8 protein-coding genes and 1 pseudogene are annotated in these 13,246 nt (G+C 29.8%); 2 read left to right on the forward strand and 7 right to left on the reverse strand.

Annotated elements, in window-relative coordinates; all coding sequences use genetic code 11:
• Nucleotides 1-174 (reverse strand): annotated as a pseudogene (locus tag ACREWB_RS18570) (asparagine synthase (glutamine-hydrolyzing)); the annotation flags it as partial.
• 223 nt (nt 175-397) lie between these two features.
• On the opposite strand from ACREWB_RS18570, the gene ACREWB_RS18575 reads away from it, so the two are divergent.
• Nucleotides 398-3,028, forward strand: a complete 2,631-nt coding sequence (locus tag ACREWB_RS18575; RefSeq protein ID WP_431548958.1) for a SpoIID/LytB domain-containing protein — start codon at nt 398-400, stop codon at nt 3,026-3,028.
• 144 nt (nt 3,029-3,172) lie between these two features.
• Here the strand turns inward: ACREWB_RS18575 and ACREWB_RS18580 are convergent, their stop codons facing one another.
• Nucleotides 3,173-3,922 carry an SGNH/GDSL hydrolase family protein gene (locus tag ACREWB_RS18580; protein WP_431548959.1) on the reverse strand — a complete coding sequence of 250 codons (750 nt, stop codon included), beginning with the start codon at nt 3,920-3,922 and terminating at the stop codon, nt 3,173-3,175.
• 231 nt (nt 3,923-4,153) lie between these two features.
• Between ACREWB_RS18580 and ACREWB_RS18585 the strand changes: the two genes are divergently transcribed.
• Nucleotides 4,154-5,551, forward strand: a complete 1,398-nt coding sequence (locus ACREWB_RS18585; RefSeq protein ID WP_431548960.1) for an O-antigen ligase family protein — start codon at nt 4,154-4,156, stop codon at nt 5,549-5,551.
• A 38-nt stretch (nt 5,552-5,589) separates the two neighbouring features.
• On the opposite strand, the gene ACREWB_RS18590 is transcribed toward ACREWB_RS18585, so the two are convergent.
• The 5 genes from ACREWB_RS18590 to ACREWB_RS18610 all read right to left on the reverse strand — a co-directional run bounded on the left by ACREWB_RS18590 (nt 5,590) and on the right by ACREWB_RS18610 (nt 13,187).
• Nucleotides 5,590-7,887: a DUF2135 domain-containing protein gene (locus ACREWB_RS18590; RefSeq protein ID WP_431548961.1), complete on the reverse strand. Its 2,298-nt coding sequence runs from the start codon at nt 7,885-7,887 to the stop codon at nt 5,590-5,592.
• A gap of 4 nt (nt 7,888-7,891) precedes the next feature.
• Nucleotides 7,892-9,097 (reverse strand): hypothetical protein, encoded by a 1,206-nt coding sequence (locus tag ACREWB_RS18595; protein ID WP_431548962.1) that lies wholly within the window; start codon nt 9,095-9,097, stop codon nt 7,892-7,894.
• A 265-nt stretch (nt 9,098-9,362) separates the two neighbouring features.
• Complete coding sequence (locus ACREWB_RS18600; protein ID WP_431548963.1) at nt 9,363-10,691, reverse strand: transglutaminase-like domain-containing protein; 1,329 nt, start codon at nt 10,689-10,691, stop codon at nt 9,363-9,365.
• Nucleotides 10,692-10,725: 34 nt separating this feature from the next.
• A complete protein-coding gene (locus ACREWB_RS18605) occupies nt 10,726-11,220 on the reverse strand; it encodes a DUF6241 domain-containing protein (RefSeq protein WP_431548964.1) in 495 nt (164 codons plus the stop codon).
• A 239-nt stretch (nt 11,221-11,459) separates the two neighbouring features.
• Nucleotides 11,460-13,187: a cell wall-binding repeat-containing protein gene (locus ACREWB_RS18610; protein ID WP_431548965.1), complete on the reverse strand. Its 1,728-nt coding sequence runs from the start codon at nt 13,185-13,187 to the stop codon at nt 11,460-11,462.
• Between the last annotated feature and the right edge of the window lie 59 nt (nt 13,188-13,246).

Below are 13,246 nucleotides of genomic sequence, written 5' to 3' on the forward strand. Positions count from 1 at the left end.
ACCGCTAGGATCTACAACAACTAGACGTCTATGGCCTAAATTTGCATGCTTTGAAAAATAGAAACCAGTATCATCCGGTCCTCTTTTTTTCAAGGTATCCGTCATTTTATATAAAATCTCACGTTCATTTTCAATATTAGCATACAGATTAACCCACCCTGCAATACCGCACATATATATCATCTCCTAAATTAAAAAACATTCATCCTTATAATATGCAATTTAATTGAAAGTGTGAATATTTTACAAGTGCCTGTCACCTACATCAGTTTAACACCGCCCGCACGCAGTTTCCAATCTAACCCAAGTGCCTGTCACCAAATTACCAATTTAACCATTGACATAACCCACAATTCGAGGTAAATTTACTATATAATTTATTATTCGGGGGGACGATATGAAAAATAAAATTAAAATTTTTACAGTTGCTTTACTAGCTTGTATATTAACCTTTGGAAGCAATGTTTATGCTTCTACTAATTCTGATTACTATGATAATCAGAATATTATAATTGGCCTAGAGAGTATGTCAAAAAGTCAGCTTAATATAACTTTAAATGGTGATTACATCTTAAATGGAGTTAAGTTAAAAAGTGGTACAAGTTATCTTCTAAAAGTTAATGGAACAAAGATAGATTTAGGTGGAAACTTATATGATAATATAAATTTTACACCAAATAATGTTTCAAATACTATTAAGATTACTTCTAATTATACTAGAAATTATTTAGGAACAATGGCTTTTAAAATTGATTCTTCTAAGGTACTTCCTATCAATACCGTATATATAGAAGATTATTTAAAAGGTGTTGTAGGCAAGGAAATGTCAGATTCTTTTCCAATTGAAGCACTAAAAGCCCAAGCAATAGCTGCAAGAAATTACGCACTAGTAAATAAAGGCAAGCACAGTTCAAAAGGTTATAGTCTTTGTGATACAACCTGTTGTCAAGTTTATGGTGGTTATGATGCCTCATTAAAAAATGTAATTGCAGCTGTAGACTCTACTAAAGGTACGTTACTATTAAGTGGGACTAGCCTTGTGTCAGCCTATTATTCCGCAAGTGATGGCGGCTATACAGAAGCTTCTGAAAATGTGTGGTCTTCTTCAAGACCATATTTAAAAGCTAAATATGATAGTTTTGATGGTTATGATACAAATTATCTTTGGAACAAAACATATACTAGCAGCCAAATAAATGGTTTATTTCTACTTAAATTACCAATATCAAGTACCTTTGTAAAAATAGACTTAGATACAATTACTGAATTTCCAAGCGGTAGAATTGAAAATATTAGTTTGATTTTTAAAAATCCATTGGGTGTTGAATATACTTTATCTTATAGTAAGGAATCTGCAAGAACCTTTTTGAATTTTAAAAGTGCGCTGTATAACGTAAAGTATTCTCCTTTTACTGATACTTACAGCTTTGAAGGTAAGGGCTATGGACATGGAATAGGCATGAGTCAAATTGGAGCTAGAAATAGAGCTAATTCAGGACAAAATTTTGAAACTATCCTTAAGTTTTATTATGATGGCACGTCTTTAATAAATGTTTTGCCAGAAATAAATAAAATTTCTGTAGATAAAGATAAAATTTATAGTTTTGACAATCTAAATTTTAGCGTCAATACAACTGGCGGCTCAGAAAAAGGGCTTACCTATAAATACATAGTAGAACATAATAACACTGACATATACAATTCTGGCTTTATTAACAGTTCAAACATTCAATATAAACCTACTGAAGCTGGTAATTATAATTTAAAGGTATATGTTAAGGCTATAACTTCAGTATTACCGTTTGAAGCTACATTAGCATATAACTTTAATGTGGAGGTTTACGCACCTCCAACAAACATTACTGCAACACCAGGATATAATAATATCTTATTGAACTGGACTAAAAGCCCAGTAACTGAAACAAGCGGATATGAAGTTTACAGGTCAACATCTAGTACAGGCACCTACACATCAATAGCAACTACTACTGAGCCTAACTATAACAATGCTGGACTTACAACAAATAACATTTTCTTCTATAAAGTTAAAGCATATAGAATGGCTGATTCTGTTAAAGTGTACAGTGATTTTTCAACTACGATAAGCTCAAACCCACTAAATATAAACAGACTCGCAGGTATTAATAGAATAGAAACTTCTATTAATATAGCTAAAGAACAATATACTAATACTTTACCAGATGCAGTAGTACTAACTACAGCTAATGATTTTGCTGATGCCTTAGCAGGTTCTGGACTAGCCTATAAGTATAATGCGCCCCTCTTATTAGTTAATAAAACTGTTAGTGAAAACAAAAATGTATTAAATTACATTGTAGCAAACTTAAGTAAAAATAAGAAAATTTATATATTAGGAGGTACTGGTGCAGTTAGCGCAGAAATTTCAGATTATCTAACGACGCAGGGGTATGAGATAATAAGACTAGGTGGTAATAATCGTTATGAAACAAATCAAAAGATAGTTGATAATTTGAATATGCCTAAAAATTCAAGTATTGTTATCACTACCGGAAGTGGTTTTGCAGATGCACTTAGTATATCAAGTGTAGCTGATATACTAGGTTATCCAGTATTATTAAATAATAAAAACAGTTTATTAGCTAGTGTTAGTGATTATATAACTAACATGCAGCCAACAACTGTCTATATTATAGGTGAAATAGGAGTGCTTAGCACTAATATTGAAACGCAAATTAAACTCATAGATAGTAAAATAGATATAGTTAGATTAGGCGGTTCAAATAGATATGAAACTTCAATGAAGATAATAGATTATTTTAATTTAAGTACAAATACTATAGCTGTGGCTACAGGAATATCTTTCCCTGATGCTTTAAGTGGATCAGTATTAGCTGCAAGAATGAATTGTAATGTTCTACTTGTGGATAATAAGAATGTAACTAAACAAAAAGAACTTCTGAAAAAACAGAACATAACAAATGTAATTGTTTTTGGTGGGGACGGGGTAGTAAGTAATAAAATAGCGGCCTCACTTATACAAAAATAATAACTTCTACTTAACAGACAAAGCTGACACCGTTTTTTATACGATGTCAGCTTTGTTATTTTTTTACAGGTGCCTGTCACCAAGCTTGATTTCGTCACTGCCTCAACCGGCTTCCATTCTTTTACAAGTGCCTGTCACCGCCTGTCACCGATTTAAAAACTCCCCAATCACCTTACCTATTAACTCCACACCAGCCTCATTTGGGTGTATAGAATCATCTGAATAATCTAATAGGTTATCTTTGCTAATTCCACTACTTGCATACAAATCTACAACTGGTACATCATATAAAGCACACACTTCACTCATAGCTTTAGTGTAATCTTCAAGTGTGGATCCTACATGGTTTTCTAAAAATCCATAACCATCTTTTCCAATATATGGCGTCGCAATAAATATGATTTCTATTTCCGGCTTAATTTTTTCTATATTTTCTATAACTGCTTTCATATCACTATAAAAAGTGTCCACCAGTGTTGAGTCCTCAATAGATCCAAGTGGTCTATTATCACCGAAATCATTAACCCCAGCAAATACTGTCACAACATCAATATCCTTTAATAAATCCTTTGTAACCTTATCATCCATTATATGGAGTGTTATTCCAGGTTCAGCAAGAGTTTCCACACCTTTGAACTCACAAGCTTCTTGCACATATTTTTGATATTGCTTTTTAGAAGTTATCTCATCTCCAATAGCCATCCAATTTTTATCTTTATATTTAAGTGTTTTAGTTTGGATTACTTCAGTATTCTCTTTAACTGGTTTTTGTACCACCGAAGCTTCTGTAGCTTTTTTACTCAACACCCTGTCTCTGTGTACACCATAACCGATTAAATAAATTAATGCGATTATTAAAAGTATTGCAAAAACCTTAGCAATATTATTTCTCATATTACGGTCCCCCTTACAATGTTTTTACGCTTAATTTTACCATAATCTTTATGAAATGTCATTAGTTCAGCATTAATCTATCATAAAAACAGTAATACTACCATCAATCGCAAACACCAAAAACATTCATTGTAAGATTGCGTTGAAAATGGTACAATAAAATGATTTCCTGTATTCTTTAAATTAAAGATAAAAACACTGAAAATATTTATCAAGAAGGAGCTTATTTTAATGAACAGTTTTAAAAAACAAATACTGAAAAAGATAAATATAGTTTATGCGTTAGTAACCTTAATGATGTTGTCTACAATAGCAATTATTTATCCCTTTACAAATGAACTTAATATAATAATTCTTGCATGGGGAGCATTGTATATCATATATGATTTTTTCAAAGAAAAGAATTTTATAAAATCCAGATACTCAAAATATTTAATAATTTATATGATTTTGTTTTTAATCAGTAATTTAATTAATATCAACTTAAATTTTGTAAATAATATGAAAACATTTGGATATACATGTTTATTTATATTTGTTCTATATTCCTATAAAAAAGACCGTTCTGATAAAACAATGCAGTCTGAACTATATAATATCAATACAATAGTAATAACAATAAGTTCCATAGTAGCCTTTGCTTCAATAATAACATTTATATTTTTAATTCAATTTACATATAATGATATACCCCAAGGGTTTATATATCCAAATCATCCTGCATTATGGGGATTCTATGGCAATCCAAACTCTGGTGGAATGGTTGCATCTGTTTCTATAATAGTTACATTTTTCAACTTGTATTTATGTGATAAATTACATGTTAAAGAACTTAGCAAGTTAAAAAAAATTTATTACTACTCTAATATACTATTACAATGGATATGTTTAATCCTTAGTAATTCAAGAGGCGTTTTAATGTCGTTCCTAGCTTTCGTCCTTTTCGCTTCATATTATATATTTACTAATTTTTTAACAGAAAAGAAAAATTTCAATAGATTTAAGTCAATAATTATATCATTACTCTTAACCATTATTATTTTTTCTGTATTTAACCTAACAGTTTCTGCTTCTAAACTCGGATTATCATATATACCTAAATACGTTCAAAAACTTGTTACTATTAAAGAAGAAGATGATTCTAACAACCTAATACTAGAACGTGACATTGTAGAGGGAAATGTTACATCAGGTCGAATAGATATATGGAAGTATGGACTAATTTCTCTAAAACTTGACCCTATTTTTGGGCATGGTCCACACAATATAGGTTTAGCAAAAGAAAAAATATATCCTAATGACAAGGAATTCTATATAACTAAAAATAATATGCATAATGGATATATACAGATACTTCTATCAAATGGGATTCTCGCATTTATAGCGTTTTCAATCTTTTATGTATTAATTATTAAGGATTCACTTATAATTCTTTTTACCAAAAATAATAAAACTTCTAAAAATAAAAAAAATCTTATACTTTTTATAGTCGGATTAATATTATCTATTTCAGTATATGGATTATTTGAAAATGCAATTCTCTTAACTGGGAGTTATACAACAACAATCCTATGGGTATATCTAAGTTACTTATCTACTAACCTGGATACCGTAAAAGAATTAAATTAAAAAAGAATCGTCAGAAATGGCGATTCTTTTTTATTAACCTATTTATCCGCAGCCCACCACTGCATATCTTCAATATTATTAAAATAGCGTTGCACTGGAATTATTTTACCATTAGAAATATTAAACACCTGCCAGATAATTCCTTCTGTATTATTAGGAACTGTAAAACTCGCATTTAGTCCATTTTTAGTATATACATCAACTCTTGCAAAAGAATTTGACATTTCCATAGATGTATAATTATTCTGAGAACAATTTATAAAATCAGCAATATAATATTTATATGTTCCTTGTGCCAATTTATCTATTGTAATAGTTTCAGGTCCATAGGAGTTGGTATCATCTACATCTAAATTAGCGTTACTAGCTATTGTAGAATAATATGCAACATGCTTATTATCTGGTAAAAATAAATGAGAATCCAAATCTGATGGTGTACTCCCCCATGACAATACAACTCTTACAGAATCATCTGTTATTTTAGGAACTATATTTGAGTAAACCTCCATATTATCTTGAAGCGTTGATATTGTAAAATAACTGTTTTCACGTCCTGGTGACATAACCTCCACTGTATAATTTCCTGGTACTAACTGGATATTTAAAAATGGATCATAATCATCATACATTTCAAATTGACACTCAATGGCACCCTTTTTATTATTTATTCCTTTACGTATAGCAACATGAGTACCTACAACTTCATCTGCATTTAATACATTTCCATTTAAAGCATTTATAAGATTAAGCCTAACATTGTATAACATATTGCTTTCTGGATACATATAAACATTCTCTTGGAATAGTGTTGATATTCCTAAATTTGGATCTACTTCATAAATAGTAGTTTCACCATATCCTGGTTTTGAAATATATGCTGTATATGTTGATTTATCTACTGGTACATTTATTTTATATGATCCATCATTATTCGTATTCGTTTCTCCAACTAACAACTTATATTGTTCTGAAAACACTTTAACACTAATTCCACTCATAGGTTGCCCACCATTATCTAATACATATCCTGCTACGCTTGTAATTTGTGGGGCTTGTACTACCTTGTTGTAAATGTTATAAGCTGCATTGAGCATATTTCTTTCTTTTTTTAAAAATCCATCTTCCATTTGTTTTTGCAAACTAGCATCTTCATTTGCTTTAGTGTAACTCGATTTTTCTTTATTTGTACTATCTATATTTTCATACTCATATTTTTTCCATTGAAACCCTTTTTTATCATAAAAATAATCTGTTTTTTCAAAGTTGTTATTAGTGTTTTTTTCTATTTCTCGCCACTTTACAAGAGAATCTTTACAATAATAATATCTACTTCCTGCAAAATCTTGTTGCGCTGGAATAGGTCTATAATAATTTTCATTCCTTTTGAAAATGAAATAACTACTCCCGTCCATGTAGTAATAATCTGTTACTTCAAGTTTATCTCCTAAATATTCTATAGTCACAATCTTTCTAGTGTCTCCAGTAACTGAATCTACATAAATATCACAATCTATTATATTTTTAGTTTGTGCATTAACAAATTTCTTTTGTATAAACTGATAACCTGCTATTTCGGTATTTATTTTATTAAATACATCAACTGATGAAGTTGATTTATTCGTCAAAACTCTACCACTTGGTTTAAATTTGTCTGCGTATAAATCCACTTCTTTTTGTTCTTCAGTGCTGTGATTACTAATATAATCTATAGTTCGAAAAAAAGCTTCTTTTTCTGTTAATACTTTTACATTACATTGAGTCTTAATAGTACCGTCATCATTTGATACAGTAATAATACCCTCTTCATTTGGCTTTGTACTAATTACATAACCGCTTTGATTGACTTTTATATTACTATTTGATGATAACCATTTTAGCCCTTTAGCATTCTCTGGATAAGTATAATATTTAATAACTTCCACCTGACCTGGCATTATACTATATTCTTCATCTAATAAGTGTATTTCTTTCAATCCTTGCTTTTTTATATCATCTGCATTTTTAGATACTTCTGCATTACCTAGTGTTATTATGTTTTTATTAGGTACCCCTTTTAAAGCCAATCCTCCACATAAAAATATAAATACTAAACTGTATATGGCTATAATAATAGATCTTTTAAATGGTGACTTTTTCTCTTTTAATTTTTTAAAATAGTTATTTTTATCATTTGCTTTTTCATTAAAATCAATATTGTTGTAATTATTTTCAATTAAGTCTTCTTGAGGCATTTCATTTTCCACATTTTGCTCACTATTGCTTAATATCTTTGCACCACATATAGGACAAAATTTTGCAGTATCTATAATTTCACTATTGCATTCATGACATTTCATAATATTATTCCTTTCTTAAAACTGTCTTTAAAACGGTTTTATTTCCGATTTTATATGTAGCGTTTATACCATTTGAATTATTTACTATGTCTATATCATATACTTTAGAATAATTATTTTCATTTAAAATTTTATCTGCGCTTAACGGTACACCCTCAATATATATTACTTCACCTTCTACAGTATAATTTCTATGAACATATAAATAATTAAGCAACATTTTAGAAAAATCATAATGGTACATACTTAGATTTTTATCTACAGCATTTTCAGACTTTTCAACAAGTCTATCCTCATTTACATTTTTCGCATAAAATGCTTTCAAATCGCCACAAATTTTTCTAATACCTTGTTCATCTAATAAAAGAGTACATTGTTCTAAAGCATTACTATTTTGCTCTAATACTTTGATGCATTTCTCTACCTTATCTTTAGTTATTTCTCCTGTTGTAAATACATTTATAATTTCTGGTGAAACTTTTTCGCCATCTTTGCAAAGTTTTACCTTTACCTCATCTAGTTGGCCTTTATACTCATTAAATTGCTTTATCAATTTATCATAATTATATTCATAACTTATTTCTATTTCTGTTGGTGAAGCTTGTTTAATACCTTTCATTAGTATTATATTGTTTTTATCTGTAGAAAATAAACTTAATTGTTTAGGTAGCCCTAATGAAAATCTATAGTAACTCCCTAAAATTCTACTTTTATACTTTCCTAATCTATAGTCTGATAAATCAAATAATAATTGCGTGTTTTTCACACTCATGTTGGCTTTACAACTAAAAGAATATATATTCTTTTTCTTATCTTGTACATTCAGATAAAGCCTTTGTGAATTATTGTCATATTGATATTCTAATATTTTATTTTCCTTTAATGAGGCAATTTTTAAGTTTTGTATTTCGCTTTTTAAAAATTGATTAAATTTTAACGGAGTAAAAAGCATCTTTATTTCTCCATCTTTAATAATCATACTGTCGCTGTCTATAAATCGTTGCAAATTAACCTGCTGTATTTGTTCTAAATTTATCTTTTGATATTCAACATATTTTTTTGTAAATATTGTTACACTTATAATAAAAAGCAGCAATGTAATTGTATATATAGCTAATTTTGTAAATAGGCTATATTCTTTTAAAAAAACACTTTTTATTTTTTCTTTGAAATTATTATTCTTAATAATCGGCTCTGTATTACTGTTCATATAATTTTCCTCCACTTCTACCGTGATTAATCATTTATGTTCTGTTCTTTTGTGTATTCACTATACTTGTCCCCCTTATTAATGTATTAAACTTACTTATTCTACCACTATAACGGTAATCCTTTAAATTTCGTGTTACAAATATCGACTAATATTGCAATACCAACAACTTCTACAACCTAAAAGCAATATTTTACAAGTGCCTGTCACCCTTTTTCGTAAACAAAGCCGACACCATTTTTTATATGGTGTCAGCTTTGTTATGTCACCTTATTTCAAAAGTGAAATAATATCCATTTTTGATTCCAGTACCCTCTGTACTTAGAACTTTATCACTAATATAAACCACATACTGCTCACCAATTTTGTATTTTCCAATTGGTGATATACTTACAACATTTTCATTAGAAGATACCTTGAAATCAATTAATTCGCCCTTAGAATTCTTCATAGAAATGTTATCAGTAGTTGCAGTTTTTTTATCAATTACTTGGTTTAATTTTATATTCCATACCTTTGTAAGATCTTTAGTTGTTAAAAACGAACTATCTAATAGTGTTGGAAATTTAGTTTGTAATATTGCATTGGATGTTATCCCCATTGTAGGTTTGCTATTTGTTGTTCGATTATAATTTGATGAAACAGTTATACTACTATCATAGCTACCAGCTTTATAGCTTGTAGCTATATGTTCTGCTGGGCTAAGGGATTTTCCAAAGTATCTCATAAAAATATCATCTGATATTCCTTTTTGGTTAAATATAACAGTTGGTTCAGAAATGATCCATCCGTAACCCGGCAAATAAACTTCTGCCCACATATGACTTGCATTTGTTAAATCAATATTATTATTTATCAAAGGTAGTCCACTATTCCTGTATCCGACTACTGTTCTAGAGGGTATTCCGCTAGCCCTACACAAAGCAACAAATAACTTTGCATAGTCTTCGCATACTCCTTGTTTATAAGTTAATGCACTTAAAGCACCCTTATTTGCATATTGTGAGCTTAAATTATAAGTCATACTTGTATTTACAAATTTAAATATTGCAAAAGATTTATCATAAGGATTAACAATATCTTCAGTTAAGGCTTTAGCTTTTGCTTGTATCCCAGCATCATTAACCTCTATACCACTGTCCGCTCTCAAATAATTTGTATAATTAGTTAACTTACTATAATTAGACGTAACCTCAGACTTGTCTATACTGTAGTCAATAGTCCCTGTTGTAAAAGTTCTTTCTACATTTATAGAATGTGAACTATTTGGAGCTATGCTACTTATAATTTCAGTTAGAATATAAGCACCATTTGCATCTTTAGTAATTGTCCCTCCAGATGATTTGTAAGCACTTGCATTTATCATATAAGATGAATTAAGGTCTGTTCCGAGTATTATAGTCACCTTAGTATTTAGTAAACTCCCACTATCCCCATTTTTAGTATTACGAATAACATAGGTATTAACTAATTTGTAGGTTTTTAAAGAATCTAAAATTGGTAATGTTATACCAAATGTTACAGATTGCATTCCAATAGTTATTATTAATGTCAATATTAGCATTAAACTTTTTTTTAATATTTTTTTATGCATTTTCATCTCTCCAATCATTTAAATTATTAAAAAACTATTTCAAATATTCACTTCTTAATTCTTTAGCTCTACCTATATTCCCATGGAGTAATTTCCAAGCATAGTTATGGGCTTGTACCCCTTGCCTATAGTCCTTATCTTTCCACCTTTGCAATATGTTTAAGAATACTTCCTTTTTTTCACTAGATATTAGCTCTGTATCTTTTACAATAACCATAGCCTTATTAACGTTCTCTTCATTTATAGGTACCTCTCCATAAATCAAATCATCTTCTGCAACTATCAAAGTATTTGCCATTTCATGTATCATGGCATAAATATCTTCTGAATTTATTATCTTAGATTTATCTATTTTAGTGCTATCTAAATCCGCTTTATTTTTTTCTACAATCTCTTCTATAGATTTATTAATCTCTGGAACTTTAGTTTGATTCTTATAATTTATTAATTTAGCAAGTAAAAATATCAACCCACCAGCAAATAAAATAATAACTAACACAATAACCCCACGTTTAATATTTCGCTTCATTAGTTTTAAGCCCCCCGATATGTTTTAAGCATTCTATTTAAACCTTCCGAATTTAATTTAACTATACCATTTTATTTACTGTTTTACTATAATTTTCTTATATTACAACCTAATTTTATACAAGTGCCTGTCACCTAAAAAAAAGAGGCACTAACACCATTTATATGATGTGAGTGCCTCTCTCTTTTTTAAACTTGTACTAATTGCTAATTTTCATTACTTTATTTTACAAGTGCCTGTCACCTTAAAATTGCATCTGGAATTACTCCAGTACCGCCAAGAATGTACATATTTCCATAAACATTAAATTTAATATAGTTTTTAACTTCATCCTTTACCCTATCCTTATTAACTAATAGAATAGGAATTTGTTTTTTTGCCGCAAGAACTCCCCCTGCTAGTGCATCAGGAAAATTATTTCCAGTTGCTATCATTACCTCATCCTTAAAACTACTTTCATATTGAATTGCAATGTTTACAGCAGTGTTATACCTATCTACTCCATCTATTCTTTCAACTGTTATGCCACTCATTCTTAACTGCTTAGCTACATTTTCTGAAACAACTCCGATTCCACCAGGTATTATCACTTTAGTTATACCATTATTTTTCAGAAATTCTTCAGTGTCTATATTTAAAATATTTGTTTGAGTATATAAAATCGGGTATTTATTCATTGCTGCATATGAACTCATAGCAAGTGCATCTGGGTAGTTATAGGCTGTAGTAAGCACTGCAGTTTCAGATGAATTATCCATCAAAACCTCATTGCCTATTTGAATCGCAGTTTCGAACCTATTTGAACCTGCTAACCTAACTACATTAAATTCGTTACTTTTAAGCTCACTCTCTATATTTTTTGAAATCACTCCAGTACCACCTAATATATAAATATTCATTGCTCCTAGTCTTTCTATTTCATCATATGTAAACTGTGGTATTGAATTTTTGTCTGTTAGTAAAATTGGAGCATCTTTAAGGTATGCAAAAGGAACTCCTGTTAGTGCATCTGCAAATCCATAAGCATTTGCAAGAACCACATAATCTGATGATACCCATCCCGCTTTACTAATTTCTACCGCTGTCTCAAATCTATTAGATCCTTGATAACGGATTGTTGGAATTGTTGAGTCATCTACTATCCACTTCGCATAGAAAATTACATTTTCTGATCCCATTTCAAATGTATCTCCTGCCACATAGTCTGTCCCACTTCCATCGGCTTCTGTATTCCACCCTACAAAGGCATAGTTTGTCTTTGTCAGTGAGCCTGTATTTCCTAGTATTGTTACCTGGTCATAATTTGAATATTCTTCACTGTCCTTTGGAACTGTGCCCCCAGTACTTTCATTTCTATCATAAGATACGTTATCAATAGGTTCTAGGTTACTAGGATCTGTAGAAAACCATGAATAGATAGTTGAGTCTGTAGTGCTATCATACCCGCTTTTTATCTTGACTAGAGGATATCCTACATTTTTTTTCACCAATATACCATACCAGACTACTGATTGTTCTCCAGGATAAAGAGAAACATTAAATTGACCTAATCCTTTTAAATTATGTATAAATGATGGTGTATCCAAAGCAGCAATTATTTCTCCATCCTTTTTATAAAAATTTGAACCACTATAAATTATATCGCTAGCATTTAATAATTCATAAGGTCCATTAACATATTTCATATTGAACTTCATAAGTAACCATTCTTCATCATAAGCCGGAACTTTATTAAATCTATTTTCTTCACTTACTATTGTATTAGCTTCGGTGCCATTATAAAATTCTAACAATTGTAATTCAACTGTCTTAGGCGTATTAGAATTATACGTCTGTAAGGTTACCTGGTGGTTTGTCATTGCGCTATATGGAGTAATCCTATCACCTGTTGCATAAACAGCAGTAACGCTTATAAATAGCAATAAAAATAGTACTATTGATAGTATTTTAACTTTGTTTTTAACCATGTTCTTATCCCCCTTATGGTTCTTTGAAATCCCCTTTTATCCTTTAGCTAGTATCTTTT

The organism is Clostridium sp., from assembly GCF_050717635.1.
GTDB lineage: Bacteria > Bacillota > Clostridia > Clostridiales > Clostridiaceae > Clostridium_AD.